General features: G+C 53.7%; 11 protein-coding genes. 7 read left to right on the top strand and 4 right to left on the bottom strand.

Annotation, left to right across the window (positions count from 1 at the left end):
* The first annotated feature begins 258 nt into the window (after nt 1-258).
* Together acs and Q8W22_RS04570 are read left to right on the top strand one after the other, a co-directional pair.
* Nucleotides 259-2,208 (top strand): acetate--CoA ligase, encoded by a 1,950-nt coding sequence (gene acs / locus Q8W22_RS04575; protein WP_303432238.1) that lies wholly within the window; start codon nt 259-261, stop codon nt 2,206-2,208.
* Between the two features lie 194 nt (nt 2,209-2,402).
* The gene (locus Q8W22_RS04570) at nt 2,403-3,086 is read left to right on the top strand and encodes a response regulator transcription factor (protein WP_303432236.1); all 684 of its coding nucleotides are present in this window, start codon (nt 2,403-2,405) and stop codon (nt 3,084-3,086) included.
* A gap of 63 nt (nt 3,087-3,149) precedes the next feature.
* On the opposite strand, the gene Q8W22_RS04565 is transcribed toward Q8W22_RS04570, so the two are convergent.
* A complete protein-coding gene (locus Q8W22_RS04565; protein WP_305451719.1) occupies nt 3,150-6,593 on the bottom strand; it encodes a NahK/ErcS family hybrid sensor histidine kinase/response regulator in 3,444 nt (1,147 codons plus the stop codon).
* 302 nt (nt 6,594-6,895) lie between these two features.
* On the opposite strand from Q8W22_RS04565, the gene Q8W22_RS04560 reads away from it, so the two are divergent.
* On the top strand, nt 6,896-8,695 hold the full coding sequence (locus Q8W22_RS04560) for a putative nucleotidyltransferase substrate binding domain-containing protein (protein WP_305451718.1): 1,800 nt from the start codon (nt 6,896-6,898) through the stop codon (nt 8,693-8,695).
* Entirely contained in the window at nt 8,695-9,315 is a 621-nt protein-coding gene (locus Q8W22_RS04555) for a 3'-5' exonuclease (protein WP_303432230.1), read from the top strand. Before Q8W22_RS04560 ends, Q8W22_RS04555 begins: the two co-directional genes overlap by 1 nt.
* On the opposite strand, the gene Q8W22_RS04550 is transcribed toward Q8W22_RS04555, so the two are convergent.
* Both Q8W22_RS04550 and Q8W22_RS04545 read right to left on the bottom strand, forming a co-directional pair.
* Nucleotides 9,284-10,222 (bottom strand): D-2-hydroxyacid dehydrogenase, encoded by a 939-nt coding sequence (locus Q8W22_RS04550; protein ID WP_305451717.1) that lies wholly within the window; start codon nt 10,220-10,222, stop codon nt 9,284-9,286. The genes Q8W22_RS04555 and Q8W22_RS04550 overlap by 32 nt on opposite strands.
* A 91-nt stretch (nt 10,223-10,313) precedes the next feature.
* Complete coding sequence (locus Q8W22_RS04545) at nt 10,314-11,045, bottom strand: RNA methyltransferase (protein WP_303432224.1); 732 nt, start codon at nt 11,043-11,045, stop codon at nt 10,314-10,316.
* A gap of 205 nt (nt 11,046-11,250) precedes the next feature.
* On the opposite strand from Q8W22_RS04545, the gene gtfA reads away from it, so the two are divergent.
* On the top strand, nt 11,251-12,693 hold the full coding sequence (gene gtfA / locus Q8W22_RS04540) for a sucrose phosphorylase (protein ID WP_303432223.1): 1,443 nt from the start codon (nt 11,251-11,253) through the stop codon (nt 12,691-12,693).
* 107 nt (nt 12,694-12,800) lie between these two features.
* Here the strand turns inward: gtfA and Q8W22_RS16665 are convergent, their stop codons facing one another.
* Nucleotides 12,801-12,929 carry a DUF559 domain-containing protein gene (locus tag Q8W22_RS16665; protein ID WP_370694163.1) on the bottom strand — a complete coding sequence of 43 codons (129 nt, stop codon included), beginning with the start codon at nt 12,927-12,929 and terminating at the stop codon, nt 12,801-12,803.
* 404 nt (nt 12,930-13,333) lie between these two features.
* On the opposite strand from Q8W22_RS16665, the gene Q8W22_RS04535 reads away from it, so the two are divergent.
* Complete coding sequence (locus Q8W22_RS04535) at nt 13,334-13,759, top strand: secondary thiamine-phosphate synthase enzyme YjbQ (RefSeq protein ID WP_305451716.1); 426 nt, start codon at nt 13,334-13,336, stop codon at nt 13,757-13,759.
* A gap of 47 nt (nt 13,760-13,806) precedes the next feature.
* A complete protein-coding gene (locus Q8W22_RS04530; protein ID WP_305451715.1) occupies nt 13,807-14,739 on the top strand; it encodes a bestrophin family protein in 933 nt (310 codons plus the stop codon).
* Nucleotides 14,740-14,811 lie beyond the last annotated feature (72 nt).

Below are 14,811 nucleotides of genomic sequence, written 5' to 3'. Positions count from 1 at the left end.
TGCAATTCCGCTACCGGACAGAAGACAATGTATGGTCGGAAAGTGTACCCAGCTCACTTATTACGGGGAAATACGTGGTTTGAGGATGGCCCATAATGTTCAATCCTGATTGAGAAATAATCCGGATTAGCTCGAATAGACCATTGTCTAATTTTTTGCCTACCCACCTATGACCAATATGGGTCAGCAGTTTGTATCGCCGCCTCGGCTACACGGAATTCGCGATCATATAAAATAAATAAAATAGGGGAGTACGCCATGAGCGACCAGAAAGTTTATCCGGTCAAGCCGGAGTTTGCTGATTCAGCCTGGATCGATAACGACAAATACCTGCAAATGTATCAGCAATCCGTCATCAACCCGGAAGGGTTCTGGCGTGAGCAAGCAATGGAACGTATCGACTGGATGCGCCCATTTACCAAGGTTCGCAATGTATCTTTCGACGATCACAACGTCGACATCCGCTGGTTTGAAGACGGTGCCACCAACATGGCCTACAACTGTCTTGACCGCCATCTGGAAACCCGTGGCGATCAGACCGCCATTATCTGGGAAGGCGACAACCCGGATGAAAGCAAAACCATTACCTATAAAGAGTTACACGAAGAAGTGTCTCGCTTTGCCAATGCCTTGCGTGGCCAGGGCATTCATCGTGGTGATGTGGTCTGCATTTATATGCCGATGATTCCTGAAGCTGCGGTTGCCATGCTGGCGTGTACCCGGATCGGTGCCATTCACTCCGTGGTCTTTGGTGGTTTCTCTCCGGAAGCTCTGGCAGGCCGGATCGAGGATTCCAACACCAAGCTGGTTATTACCTCTGACGAAGGCGTACGGGCGGGTCGTACCGTTGCCCTGAAAGCCAACGTGGATGAAGCATTGACCAACCCAGCGATCAAATCGCTGGAAAAAGTGATTGTCGTCAAGCGTACCGGTGCTGATGTTGAATGGCATCCACATCGCGATGTCTGGTATCACGACCTGGTGGCACTGGCGTCTCCCAACTGCCCGGCAGAAGCAATGGATTCTGAAGATCCACTGTTTATCCTGTATACCTCCGGTTCTACTGGCAAGCCCAAAGGGGTGGTGCACTCAACCGGTGGTTATATGGTGTGGGCATCGATTACCCACCAATATGTATTTGATTATCATGATGGTGACGTTTACTGGTGTACCGCCGATGTTGGCTGGATTACTGGTCACACCTACCTGATTTACGGCCCGTTGCTGAATGGTGGCATCACCCTGATTTCAGAAGGGGTGCCGAATTACCCGGCGATCAATCGCTGGAGCCAGATTGTCGACAAGCATCAGGTCAATATCCTTTACACCGCACCAACGGCCATTCGCTCGCTGATGGCTGAAGGCACGGCTGCTGTTGAAGGCACCTCACGTAGCTCGTTGCGTTTGCTGGGGTCTGTGGGTGAACCAATCAACCCGGAAGCCTGGGACTGGTACAACAAAACTGTCGGTGAAGACAAATGCCCGATCGTTGATACCTGGTGGCAAACCGAAACGGGCGGCATCATGATCACCCCGCTGCCAGGTGCCACAGCATTAAAACCGGGTTCGGCTACTCGTCCGTTCTTTGGTGTCCAGCCAGCGCTGGTGGATAACTCAGGCATGATTCTGGATGGTGCTACAGAAGGTAATCTGGTGATGGTGGACAGCTGGCCGGGTCAATCACGTTCCGTCTTTGGTGATCACGATCGTTTTGTGCAAACCTACTTCTCCACCTTCCGTGGCATGTACTTCACCGGTGACGGTGCCCGTCGTGACGAAGATGGTTACTACTGGATTACCGGTCGGGTTGATGACGTTATCAACGTGTCTGGCCACCGCATGGGTACAGCAGAAGTGGAAAGCTCACTGGTTGCTCACCCGAAAGTGGCGGAAGCCGCAGTGGTTGGCTACCCACACGACATCAAGGGTCAGGGTATCTATGTTTATGTCACCCTGAATGCAGGGGAAGAAGGCAGCGAAGAGCTGGTACAGGAGCTGCGTAAATGGGTTCGTACCGAGATTGGGCCGGTAGCAACACCGGATCTGATCCAGATTACCCCAGGACTGCCAAAAACCCGTTCCGGCAAAATCATGCGTCGTATCTTGCGCAAGATTGCAGCCAATGAGCACGATGCTCTGGGAGATGTATCTACTCTGGCGGATCCGACCGTGGTCGATAGTCTGATTGAAGAGCGTAAAAATCGCTGATTAGATTAACAGGCGTTGATTTGAATATATTGATTCGAAGACGCTGATCGATCAGACTCAAACACGCCGATTACAGTTAATTCTGTAATCGGCGTTGTTTTTTGTTGGCTTTCCAGCCCGTTTAAGATGATCCGGCCTGACCGTCCCGCCGGAGGCATCACCGAACAGCAAGCGCTGTTCGCTCAGGAGGATCCATGCAGCTTGCCCAAAAAATCATTATTGCCGATGACCATCCTTTATTCCGCACCGCGATGCACCAGGCTGTCAAACAGCTGGTACCCGATGCCACCATCCCCCAGGCCGACTCATTACCGGAGCTGCAGCGTGTTGTTGAGCAGAACTCGGATGCTGATCTGATTTTGCTCGATCTGCAAATGCCCGGTGCCCATGGCTATTCCGGATTAGTGTTTTTGCGTTCCCATTACCCTGAAATTCCCGTCATTGTGGTGTCGGCTTGTGAAGATCCCGCCATTATGTGTCAGGCGCTGGATCATCAGGCATCCGGATACATTGCCAAATCCTCACCGCTGGAAGATATTGCCGTGGCGATTCGTAAAGTGCTGGAAGGGGAATTGTATTTGCCCGATATTGCCCGCCGTCACCAACACCACCCGAACCAGAATGCACTGGATATTGCCGAGCGTCTGGCCAGCCTGACACCGCAGCAATTTCGGGTACTGACCATGATGGCCGAAGGGATGCTGAACAAGCAGATTGCCTACGACCTTGAAGTCAGCGAAGCCACCATCAAGGCCCACGTTACGGCTATTTTCCGCAAGCTGGGTGTCCGCACCCGAACCCAGGCCGTTATTGCCGTGCAAAGCCTGGATATAGAGAAACCGGATACCCAAATGGCGAATGCGCAAGCAGAAAGCTGAGCCGGATAGCGTGTGCGGGCAGGCCCGGATGCCATCAGGGCAGCCCCGTACCAACCCGCCCGGTTAAACCAGTCGTCGGATCAGGGCTCTCAGTGCCGCTGGACGTATCGGTTTACGCAAGAAGTAATAACCCAGCGCCTTGGCTTCTTCTGCAACGGATTGGCGAGGGTCAGCGGAAATCAGAATCCCTGGAATGGATGGGTCGCCAAACCGTTCACGCAGATCAGACATTGCCTGCAGGCCGGTTTCATCGTTATCCAGCTGGTAATCAGCCAGCATAATGGCTGGCTTGAACGGGATTTGCTGAGCCGTTGCCAGATCCTTGCACGCGTATACCTGACAGTGCCAGCTACCCAGCAACGCCTGCATACCAGCCAGTACTTCATCATCATTATCGATACAAAAGGTCGGGATACCCTCAAAGCTGGCGGTAGCGATGACTGCCTGGTCATGATTGTCCTGACGACTGACATCTGCCTGGGCAACCGGTAGTACCAGATCGAAGCAGGTACCCTTGCCCGGTGTGGAGCGCACGCTGACCTGATGGTCCATACGTTTGGTCATGCGATCAACAATGGCCAGTCCAAGGCCGAGTCCCTTGACGTCTTGCTTGCCTTCGTTCAGCCGTTTGAACTCACCAAAAATTTCTTGCATCTTGTTGGCCGGTATCCCCTGACCGGTATCCCATACCTGTACCACAATATGGCCCTGGCGACGGCGATAGCCCAGCAGCACACTGCCATGATGGGTGTAACGGACCGCGTTACTGAGCAGGTTTTGCAGAATACGGCGCAACCAATGGGCATCACTGGTGACCCAGATATCATCACAGGCCCGTACCCGCAACTTCAGTCCCTTATCGGCCGCCAGAGCGGTAAACTCATCCCGCAGCGGTTTCAGCACAGTACTGAGTTGTACCGGATGTAATACCGGCTCCATGGCACCGGCATCCAGCTTGGCAATTTCCACCAGCACCGACAGCACATCTTCGGACGATTGCAGTGCCCCTTCGAGGTGATTCAGCAGCTTTTGTTGTTCGTCGTTGAGGTTCTTCTGACTCAGTGTCGAGGCAAACAGCTTGGCGGCATTCAGCGGCTGCATCAGGTCGTGGCTGGTAGCGGCCAGGAAGCGGGTTTTGGAATTGTTGGCTTCAATCAGCTGGGAGGTCAAATCATCCAGCTTCTGCGAGCTTTTTTCGACCCGGCGTTCCAGAGAGACATTAGCCTCCTTTAACGCCTGTTCGGCCCGGCGATGCACCGTAATATCGGTAAAGCTGGTGACAAAACCGCCGTCGGGCATGGGATGGCCCTGCATATAAATCACGACGCCATTAGGTAACAGCCGTTCGAACTGATGCGCCGATCCGGTACTGAGGAAACTCATGCGCCGGTTCACCTGATCGGCAATATCCCCGGTGCCGCAGAAGCCACGACCGGCGTTAAAGGCAATCACTTCCTGAATCGGTTTGCCGGTATAAATAAAGCTGGAGGGGTAATTGAATATTTCCAGATAACGCCGGTTCCAGGCGACCAGTTTTAAATCCTTGTCAACAACACTGACCCCCTGCTGCAGGTTTTCCAGAGCGGCTTGCAGTTGTTCCCGGCTCATTGAAAACGCCTGACTGGCTTCACTGGCGAGGAAGGCCAGATCACGAATCTGGATGCGTTCGCCGCCCAGCAAGGTAGAGAAAATGACTCGGGCAGAGGAAGACCCAACCACCGATGCCAGTAATTTCTCTGCCTCCTGAATCAGGGCGCTGGAGGCGATGGCATTGTCGTATTGAATGCCGTGGCGGGACTGATAATCGCTGAAAAAATCATCGGTTTTGCGAAAACCCAGAATACGTTCCAGCACCACCTGGACATCATCCACCTTGCAATCAAACGCAGGCACCAGACGATCGTTCTGGCTCATGACATGGGCACTGGTGAAGTCACCGGCCAGCATACGTTCACGCACAGAGGCGTTCGTGACAACGGAAAACAACACATAGAAAAACAGATTGGCCAGCAAACTGAGCATAACGCCAATACTGAAGTTATCGAGGTTCAGGCCACTGACCATATGCACCAGTTGACTGCCCTGCACCCCTGGCAGGTTCTGGGTGATAAATGGCCACATCAAGCCATAGAACCAGACGCTGGTACCGGCAATCAGACCGGCGATTGCCCCCTGGCGATTGCCTCCTTGCCACATCAGGCCACCAATCAGGGGAGGTGCAAACTGCGCGGCTGCAGCAAACGACAGCATACCAATCGCCGCCAGGGAATCGAACTCACCTACCAGGCGATAGAACAGATAGGAAGCCAGAATCATCACCAGAATGACCAGACGCCGTACGGTTAGCACCAGGGTTCGTACTTTACTGGAATGCTGCAAATCCTCGTTGTCTTGCTGGCGGAAAAAGGCCGGTAGCACCAGTTCATTGGAGACCATGGTACTGACGGCAATGGTCGCCACAATGATCATGCCGGTCGCGGCACTGCCACCACCAATAAAAGCCATCACTGCCAGGGTTTCCTGCCCCAGAGCCACAGGCAAGCTGAGTACGTAGGTGTCTGGTGCAAAGCCGATATCCTGCAAAAACAGATGGCCTGTCAGCGCAATCGGTACCACAAACAGCATCATTAAAAACAGATAGAGCGGAAACAGAAAGCGGGCAGTACGCAGATGACGGGACGATTCGTTTTCAATCACGGAGACCTGGAATTGCCGTGGCAGGCTCAGTACGGCAAAGCCAGCCAGTAGAGTCTGCAACAAAAAGGACAGACTGATGACGTCGTTGTTCAGTAGCGGGTGGTCGGGCAATACCTGCGTGGTCAGCTCCAGCAGCTCGGACGGGTAGTCGTACAGGAATGTCATCACCCAGATGCCAACCGCAACAAAAGCGATCAGCTTGATCATCGACTCAAAGGCAATGGCGAGAATCATGCCCGGGTGCTGCTCGCTGGCATCGATATCCCGGGTACCAAAGATAATCACAAACGATGCCATCGCCAGGCTGATATAAAATGCCGTGTCTTCCCAGAAGTGATTTACCCCCACCATACTGCGGCCCAGAGGCAAGGTCAGTAGTTCAAACGTGGTCGAAATGGCTTTCAGCTGCAAGGCGATATAAGGCACAACACAGAGAATGGCAACCAGTGTCACCAGTACCGCCAGAGTATGATCACGGCCATAGCGGGTGGCGATAAAATCGGCAATGGAAGTGATACGTTTTTCTTTGGCGATACGGGTAATCTTGCCCAGCAAGCGCCAATAAAACATCAGGAACAGCATCGGGCCGATGTAAATCGACAGGAAACTCCAGCCACTGGAAGCAGCCTGGCCGACGGCACCATAAAACGTCCAGGAGGTGCAATATACTGCGAGTGACAGACTGTAAATCACCCCGGTGTTATGAATGGGCCGTCCTTCATGGGCGCGCCGGTCGCCGTACCAGGCAATCCAGAACAAGGTTGCAATATACAGAACAGAAATGGACACCAGTTGCCATACCTGGATCATAGGTACCCTTATTGTTAGAGGTTATTGGTGTAAGAGGCTGCGCCACAAGGCGAACGGGGAAGCATACCATGTGTGCTGTACACACTGGTCCGCCCGGCTGTCTTGGTATTATTAAAATACCACAGTGCAGGACTTGCTGAATCCGCCAGCCCTGCAAGATGTCTGCTTTGGTCACATGGCTTGACCCGTGACAATCCGCCAAGATAAGACCAATGGGAACATCCACATCATCTCGTAGCCCCCACCGGGCAAATCGATGCGCCCGAATAATAATAACGTTAAACAACCGCCGGAGGCCCGGTATGACCATTCAGATCAACCTCAACCAACCGCCTTTTTCCTTTCTGAAGGATGAGCAACTCGACTGGTTGACCAGTCGCCTCGACCTGGTCTTTTTTAATGCCGGAGCACTGATTCTGCAACAGGGTGTCCCGGCTCCCGGCATTTATATTATTTACAAAGGATTGGTCGAAGAGCGTGATGGCGAGACCGGGCAGGTGTTTTCCCAATATGGCAAGGAAGACTTGTTCGACGTCCGGGCGGTACTGGAGAACGGCTGCAAGCATACCTTTGCCGCGGTGGAAGAAACCCTGTGTTATCTGCTGCGGGCCGACGACTTTATCCAGCTGCTTGATCAGTCCGGTGATTTTTCGATTTATTTTAATACCGACCTGGGTACCCAGCAGTCGATGGTGGAGCGCCAGGATTCCAGCGTGTCGGAATTTATCCTGTCGCGGGTTGATGAGGATGTGATTCGCCCTCCTGTGTACGTGTCGGCCCAGACCAGTCTGGCCCGTGTCGCGGCGCTGATGTACGAGAAAAAACACGATGCCTTGCTGGTACGTGACGGCGAGGAAATCGGCATTCTGACCGGCACCGACCTGGTCAAGGCCACCTTGCTGGGGGACAAGACCAAACAAACCCGTGCCGCCGATGTGGCCCAGTTCAACCTGATTGGCGTTGAGTACGGCGAATTCTTGTTCAGTGCCTTGCTGAAAATGACCCAGCACAAGATCGAACGTGTGGTTGTTCGCAAGGAAGGCCAGATTGTTGGCCTGCTGGAACTGATGGATATGCTCAGTACCTTTTCGACCCATTCGCATATTATTGCCATGCGGATTGACCAGGCCAAATCGTTAAAAGAACTGGTGGTAGCGGCCAAACGACTGGAAATCCTGATCGAAACCCTGAATGGCCAGGGGGTTAAAATCACCGCCCTGATGGAACTGGTGACAACGCTGAACCGGCGTTTGATCTTCAAGGCGTTTGAGCTGATTTTCCCGCCTCGCTTGCGGCAGTCCGTCTGTATTCTGGTACTGGGCAGTGAAGGCCGGGGGGAACAAATCCTCAAGACCGACCAGGACAACGCCATCATTCTGAACAACGAACACGACCGCGAAGCCGTCTTGCCACTGCTGCAACAGCTACACCAGGCCCTGCTGGATTTTGGTTATCCGCCGTGTCCGGGAGGCGTCATGTTTATTAACGACAGCTGGATTCATACCGTCGAAGGCTGGCAGGAGCGGGTCGCTCGCTGGCTGGATTCCGGCAATCCGGATGCGATGATGAACATGGCCATTTTTATGGATGGCGAACCCGTATGTGGTAATCCGGAACTGTTTTGGCCGATCAAGGCCAGCTGGCAGCTGGAAACCCTGCGCTCCAGTATTGTATCCGCTCGTTTTGCCAAACCCGCGCTGCAGTTCGAAACCCCTCTGACCTTTCTGGGCAATATCCGGGAAGATCACGGCAATATCGATATCAAGAAAGGCGCTATTTTCCCGCTGGTGCATGGCGTTCGGGCCATGGCATTCGAACATGCGATCGATGAATGCAACACCCTCGAACGGCTGACGATACTGATGGAAAAAGGCGTGCTAGATAGCGAGACCGCTCAAGGTTTACGGGATGCGCTGGTGTTCTTTTTAAGAATACGACTGCGCCAGCAACTGGAACATGATGCCCCCAACCGTGGCCTGAGTCAGCAACTGGACATCAACCAGCTGCGCAGTGTCGACCGCAATCTGCTGCGTCACGCCTTGCACCGGGTGAAAAAATTCAAGCAGCAGCTATCACTGCATTTTCATCTGGAGAACTTCTGATGTTACGTCGCTGGATTGAAGAACGCTTGCCCCGGCGAATGCTGCCAGAAGGCCGCTGGGCTCACCTGGCCGAGCCGTACGAGGGTGACGAAGTGGTGGTGCTGGATTGCGAAACCAGTGTGTTTGATAAAAAAAAGGGCGAGTTGCTGAGTGTGGCAGCAGTGCGGGTACGGGGTAATCAGATCCGTCTGGCCGAATCGCTGGACCTGACCATCCGCTCCGACGCCGTAACCGACCCGAACGCGGTGCGGATTCATTATTTACGTCGCGAAGACCGGCTCGAAGGTGTAGCCCTGGCAGAAGCCATCGAAAAGCTGCTGGATTTTATTGGCAACCGGCCAATTTGCGGGTTTTATATTGAATACGACCGCGCCATTCTGAACCGTTATATTCGCGAGTTGTATAACTTCAGGTTGCCCAACCGCTTTATCGAAGTGTCGGAAATCTACGTCAAAAGCAAACGCCGGCACCATATTCACGAAGTGCATCTGGATCTGACTTTTGAAGGGCTGGCGCGCGACCTGCAAGTGCCTATCGTCGAGCGCCATACCGCCATGGGAGATGTTATCTCCACGGCGCTGATGTACATCAAGCTGACGGGGTTTGGTCAGTCGCGTTGAGCTGGCGAATATTGGTGGCGGTCAGATTGATAATATTCTGCCGCGCTTCCGGGCTGATCCAGGCGTTATGAGGCGTCACCATCAGATTCAGGCCAGTATTGAGCGCCTCCAGGAGTGGGTGGCCATCGACGGGTGGCTCGGTTGGCAGCACATCCACTGCCAGTCCACCCAGCTGTCCTTGCTGCAAGGCATTCAAGGCGGCGACTTCATCAATAATGCCACCTCTGGCGCAGTTCACGACCAGGCAGTCGGGCTTGATGCGGGTGAGGTTATCGGCATTGAGCAGATGGCGGGTATGTTCGGTGAGTGGGCAGTGAAAACTTAATACATCGGCCGTGGGTAACAGGCTGTCCAGTGACGGACGGGTATCATTGGCCTTGCCCGGCCGGGCAGCAAACTCAACCTGCATACCGAAGGCTTCTGCCAGCCGTGCCACGGCACTGCCCAGCGTACCTTCGCCGACCAGTACCAGCCGTTTATTGGTTAACTCCCGGGTCGGGTGGTTCATCAAACAAAAGAAAGGACTTTGTTGCCAGGCACCCTGAGCGACATCTTGCTGATAACGTGGCAGTTGGCCAGCCAGTGACAGCATCAGCATCATGGTGTGCTGGGCTACCGAGGCGGTGCCGTAATTCTGGACATTCAATACTGGTACACCCAGCTGTTGGGCGGTCTCGAGGTCGACATTGTTAAGCCCGGTTGCGACCACCAGAATGCCCCGTTTCCCGGCCATCACATCGGCGCTGATGTTGACCTTGTTGGTGATCAGCAAATCGGCACCCGCGGCTCGTGGCCCCAGCTCCTCTGGTGAAGTGGTGGGATACAAGACCAGCTCACTGACACAGTCATGAATGGGCGTCATATCGACATCATTAAATGTATCGGCATCCAGAAATACAGCTTTCATAAGGGTTACTCATCAGGATGAAAAAAGGCTAACCATCGTTAGATGTTGGGTTGACGCCAGATGTTGGCTTGACCACTTAACATATCAGGCATCAACCCCGGTGTAATTCATACAGGCTCATATTGACGGCGCTGGCCAGGTTCAGAGACTCAATCTGGCCGCTGCCGGGAATGGTAAACGCCGTCACGGCCAGAGGTGCCAGCAAGGCATGGGGCACCCCCCGGGCTTCGTTGCCAAACAGATAAGCATCAAACTGGCTGAACTGCCCGGAAGAGAGCGGTGCGCCGGTCATATCCAATGTGGCAATACGAGGGTAACGCGCCGCCAGCTGCTCGAGTGTGACTTCCAGTTCAACGGGCACATGAAATGTTGCCCCCATGCTGCTGCGTACCACCTTGGGGTTAAAAGGATCGACACTGTCGGGGCTGAGTAACAGGCGCCAGCCGCCAAACCAGGCCAGTGTCCGCAAAATGGTACCCAAGTTGCCAGGGTCCTGGATCTGATATAAATATAACACCCGTTCGGTGCTGGTCGTCGCCTGACTGGCCTGTTGCACCTGGGTCCGGGTTTCCTCCATGGGCACGACAGCGACCAGTCCCTGCGGTGAGCGGGTGTCCGACAGCTGCGCCATTTGACGCTCACCAATCAGGGTTTTGCGGAATCGGGTTGGCCAGTGTTGGTGGGCTTCGGTGACAAACAGCTCGGCCTGCTGAATGCTGGATTTTTCCAGCTCCAGTAACAGGTGTTCGCCTTCCACCAGATAGCAGCCGGTCTCGGTGCGGTATTTTTTCTGGTGCAGTTTTTTGGCGAGATCGACTTTCATGCAAGTGTTTCCAACAGTGGGCACAGCGCGCCATTGTACGGGTTGGACTGGCGTCAGGGAATTTTCTCGGCCTGTTGCTGCCAACCGGAATGAATTTTCCTGTCTTGTGAATTGGCCAGATTGGGGAGTTGAGACGGGCTTCGGCTTGCATGTGCTTAACTCAACCGTCAGCCTTTGATCGGACAGCAACCGACCAGAGGTCCTTATGGCTCTTCGTAATGCCGTCCAGATGATCTGTTACCCCGACCGCCTGGGTAACAGCCTGAAAGATTTGCATACCGTTCTCAACACCCACTTTGCGGGTGCCGTGGGTGGCGTTCATATCCTGCCGTTTTACCCGTCCAATGCCGATGCCGGTTTTTCTCCCCTGACCCACAAAGAAGTGGATCCAGTGTATGGCGACTGGGGTGATATCGAAGCCATTGCAGCCGAATACGATATTTGCGCCGATGTAACGGTGAATCATATTTCTGATGAATCCGTAGAATTTATCGACTACCTGGCCAAAGGCAAGGCATCGCAATACGCCTCGCTGTTTGTTGATGTCGATGAAATGGGCGAAATCAGCCACGACGACCTGATGAAAATCCACATCCGCAAAGAGAAAGAGCCGTTCCGGGAAGTAGTATTTGCCGACGGCAGTGTTGGACGGGTGTGGTGTACCTTTACCGAACACCAGATCGACCTGAATTACGAGTCTGAGCAAACTTACGACTATATCGCCAATACGTTCCGTTTCCTGGCCGACAAGGGCGTCAAACTGTTCCGCCTGGATGCCTTTGGTTACACTACCAAACGGATTGGCACGAGCTGTTTTCTGGTTGAGCCATACGTGTATCAAACCCTCGACTGGTGCAACGAAGTGGCACAAAGCCTGGGGGCAGAAATCCTGCCTGAAGTGCACGATCATTCCAGTTATCAATACGCGATTGGCCGTCGCAATATGCATCCGTATGGTTTTGCCTTGCCGCCACTGCTGCTCTACTCCCTGCTGGATGGCAACAGCGAATACCTCAAGCACTGGTTGCGGATGTGCCCGCGCAATATGATCACCGTTCTGGATACCCACGATGGTATTTGTATTCCAGACGTTGAAGGGGTCTTGCCGGACGATAAAATCCGTATCCTGATTGATAATATCAACGACCGCTCGGCAGACCCGATCCTGCGCCGCTCAGCTGCCAATATTCATAGTGTTGGTGCGATTTATCAGCTTACCTGCACCTTTTACGATGCCCTGATGCAGAACGACGATGCCTATATCGCTGCCCGCACCGTGCAGTTCTTCACGCCTGGTACGCCACAGGTGTATTACGTGGGCTTGCTGGCCGGTGAAAATGACCACGAGCTGATGGAGCAAACCGGCGAACTGCGCGATATCAACCGTCATTATTACAGCCTGGATGAAGTGGCCGAAGCGGTGCAGAAACCGGTGGTGAAGCGCTTGCTGACACTGATGCGTTTCCGTAGCAGTCACCCGGCGTTTGATGGCCACTTTGAACTGAACTTCTCCAACAGCGCCAGCGTCGATATGGCCTGGCGTCATGGCGAGCATTATTGCCGGGCGTTTGTGGATTTGCAGTTTAATACCGCGCGTTTGAGTTACACCGATGAAGCCAGTGGTGAAATGCAGGAATTTCAGGCCTGATCCAGAACTGACCTTTTCCCGGCCCCCTTATCAAGGGGAGGGCTGGGGAGGGCTGGGGTGGGGTTGCAGGGCCTGTTCTGAAACATGCGAATCACCATCCAGCTCAATCACCAGTTTCCACTCAGAGCGATAAAATCGACAATGTAATGGCCAATGCCATGCAGCTGCCGAAACCTGGTTCCACCTTGTTTGCCTCTGACCGCTTGCCAGTAGCGTTGCTCCGGTGTGGTAAGCAGTAGCCTGCTTGCGCAAGGCTGAGCGGTGGCTTTTATATTCCGGTTTGTTTAAACACACGTTCCCTGTCAGTCATAATCCATCTGCTTTTGGTCGCTCACTACGTCTGCCTCAATGCTTATTGATAGCCGGCGTAGCGGGTGGGCATTTTATCGCCGACTCAATACGGTATTCCGTTCGATTATTTTCCGGCTTCTCAACTTTCCAGTTTCTCATTTTCTGGCAGCGGCAAAAGTGCTGCAAAAAATAGTATCGAATCAACAAAAGTTGTTCACCAAATTTCATACCGCTATTCTTGGCCGCCCGGCGTAACGGGGGGCTTGTGCAGCGTTGTAGCCTGGGTGTTGTTATTCCGGCCGTGGCGACCTGTATACGTGGTTTTGGGGCTGGTCATCGGAGAGGGTGTATGTGGTTACAAAAAGAAATACGGTTATCTCCCCGGTCGCGGGGGTTTCATCTGATTACGGAAGAAATACGCCAACAATTGCCGGAGCTGGCGAGTATCGATATCGGGTTATTGCAGCTGTTTATCCAACATACATCAGCGTCATTAACCATTAACGAAAATGCAGATCCTACTGTGCGTCAGGATATGGAAGCCTGGTTTCATCGCAATGTGCGTGAAGACGAACCCTATTACCGTCATACGCTGGAAGGCAGTGATGATTTGCCCGCCCATATCAAGGCCAGTTTATTGGGCCATAGCGTGACGATTCCCATTACGGGGGGCGAGCTGAACATGGGGATCTGGCAAGGTATTTACCTCGGCGAGCACAGACACCAGGGTGGCAGTCGCCGTGTGTTGGCGACGTTGCAGGGGCAGGGTCGATAACTGGAATCCGCGTTAACTGATTGTTTTTGATGGTTCGGAGAAAATGAATGATTGTTCGTGAACGTCCCCATGCACTGGCCTTGTTGTTTGTTTGGCGTGGTTCAATTTTGCCGAATATTGCCTGGCATTTACTGGGGTTGTTGGTCTTCGCGGCAGCTGTGGTGGTGGTTCATACCGATCACTGGGCCAATCTGGCTCGTTATTCGGTGGCTCCGTTTACCTTGCTGGGGATAGCGTTGTCGCTGTTTCTGGGGTTTCGTAATAACGCCTGTTATGACCGCTGGTGGGAAGGTCGCCGGCAATGGGGACGAATGGTTTCTGAAGTGCGCTCGTTGGCGCGTTCAACGCATATTCTCTTGCCATCCGAGCGGCGGGCGGAGCTATTGGCCTGGTGTTCCGTGTTTTATCATGCCTTGCGCTTGCAGCTGCGTCAGCAGCCGTTGTCAGTGGCTGTTTTGCAACAGGAACTTCCCGACTGGGTGCTGGCCCGTTTGTCGACAGAGCGGCTGGCGCAGGTTGTGGAGAAGGGTAACGTGGCCGATGGTGTGGGGCTGGCAATGGCAGAAACCTTGCGTCAGGCATATGCGGCCAATGAGCTGGATACCCAGGGTATACGGATTCTGAATGAGCATTTATCCAGTCTGGCGGCGATTCAGGCGGCGAGTGAACGGCTGGCATCCACTCCGTTGCCCTTTGCCTATTCCTTGCTGACGCATCGGACGGCGTATCTGTATTGTTACTTGTTACCTTTCGGGCTGGTGGGCAGTCTGGGCTGGATGATGCCGGTCTTTATTGTGATTGTGGCGTATACCTTTTTTGGTCTGGATGCCTTGGCGCAACAGCTGGAAGAACCGTTTGGTCATGACGCCAATCACCTGCCGCTGGCGTCTTTGTGTCGGGTAAATGATCGCTCGCTGGCACAGGCGCAAGGCCTGCCATTGCTGGATATGTTGGCACCCAACGGCGATGTACTGGATTGACGGGGGACTGTTAAGCCACTTTGTCAGCCAGCCCGATCCGTTCCCGGTGGTGGCAGGACAAACCACTGTGGA

Source organism: Oceanobacter sp. 1_MG-2023 (genome assembly GCF_030689025.1).
Lineage (GTDB): Bacteria > Pseudomonadota > Gammaproteobacteria > Pseudomonadales > Oceanobacteraceae > Oceanobacter.
This window is presented reverse-complemented; position numbering and strand designations above follow the sequence as displayed.